General features: G+C 62.9%; 1 protein-coding gene. It reads right to left on the bottom strand.

Annotated elements, in window-relative coordinates; all coding sequences use genetic code 11:
* Nucleotides 1-1,456, bottom strand: a 1,456-nt coding sequence (locus tag QCE58_RS33945; protein ID WP_309781245.1) for a phosphate acyltransferase, incomplete at both ends; no start/stop codon positions are given.

The raw sequence follows: 1,456 nt of genomic DNA, 5'->3' as shown, positions 1-1,456 counted from the left end.
TGCCGCGTACACGTTCGCGCCTTCCTTCTTGCCGATCACCTGATCGATGAAGTGCAGATGACGATGCGTCGTGCTCACCGTGCCGCAGATCATGCCGTCGGCTTCGCCCTTCTGCACGAGCATCGCGCCGATCAGCGTCGTGCGGCGGCGCATTTCGAGCTTTGCCATCTGCTGGCTGATGCCTTTGCGCGCCATCATCTTCGCGTACGTCTGCCAGAAATCGCGATAGCGCTCGTCGTGGTCCGTATCGACCACGGAGAAATCGACGCCCGGCGCGAGACGCAGGCCGAATTTCTGGATGCGCTGCTGGATGACCGCCGGACGGCCGATGAGAATCGGCTTCGCGATCTTCTCATCGACGGCGATCTGCACCGCGCGCAGCACGCGCTCTTCCTCGCCCTCCGCGAACACGATGCGCTTCTTCTCGGGCTCGACGCTGCGCGCGAGCTGGAACACGGGCTTCATCGTCGTGCCGCTGTGATAGACGAACTGCTGCAGATGCTGCTCGTACGCTTCCATGTCCTCGATTGGACGCGTGGCCACGCCGCTGTCCATCGCCGCCTTCGCGACGGCCGGCGCGATCTTCACGATGAGACGCGGATCGAAAGGCTTCGGAATCAGATATTCCGGGCCGAACGACAAATCCTGAATGCCATAAGCCGTCGCGACGATATCGCTCTGCTCCTGACGCGCCAGTTCCGCGATGGCGTTCACCGCAGCGATTTCCATTTCCTTCGTGATGACGGTCGCGCCGACATCGAGCGCGCCGCGGAAGATGAACGGGAAGCACAGAACGTTGTTGACCTGATTCGGATAATCCGTGCGGCCGGTGGCGAGCACGGCGTCCGGGCGCACTTCGAGCGCGAGTTCCGGCAGGATTTCCGGCGTCGGATTCGCGAGCGCGAGAATCAGCGGCTTCGCGGCCATCTGCTTGACCATGTCCTGCTTGAGCACGCCGCCGGCCGAAAGCCCGAGGAACACGTCTGCGCCTTCGATCACTTCGGCGAGCGTGCGCGCGCTCGTTTCGCGCGCGAACAGTTCCTTGTCCGGGTCCATCAGCTCCGTGCGGCCCTTGTAGACGACGCCGGCCAGATCCGTCACGAAAATGTTCTCGCGCTTCATGCCGAGATCGACGAGCAGATTCAGGCACGCCAGCGCCGCCGCGCCCGCGCCCGACGCGACCAGCTTCACTTCGCCGATGTTCTTGCCGACCACCTTCAGACCGTTCGTGATCGCCGCCGCGACGACGATGGCCGTGCCGTGCTGATCGTCGTGGAAGACGGGAATTTTCATGCGCTTGCGGCATTCGCGTTCGACGATGAAGCAGTCCGGCGCCTTGATGTCTTCCAGATTGATGCCGCCGAAAGTCGGCTCGAGCGCGGCGATCACGTCGACGAGCTTGTGCGGATCGCTTTCGTTCAGCTCGATATCGAACACGTCGATGCCGGCGAACTTC

The sequence above is a fragment of the Caballeronia sp. LZ028 genome (assembly GCF_031451415.1).
In the GTDB taxonomy this organism is placed as follows: domain Bacteria; phylum Pseudomonadota; class Gammaproteobacteria; order Burkholderiales; family Burkholderiaceae; genus Caballeronia; species Caballeronia zhejiangensis.
The sequence above is the reverse complement of the archived record's forward strand: the minus strand, read 5'-3'. Positions and strand labels throughout refer to the sequence as shown.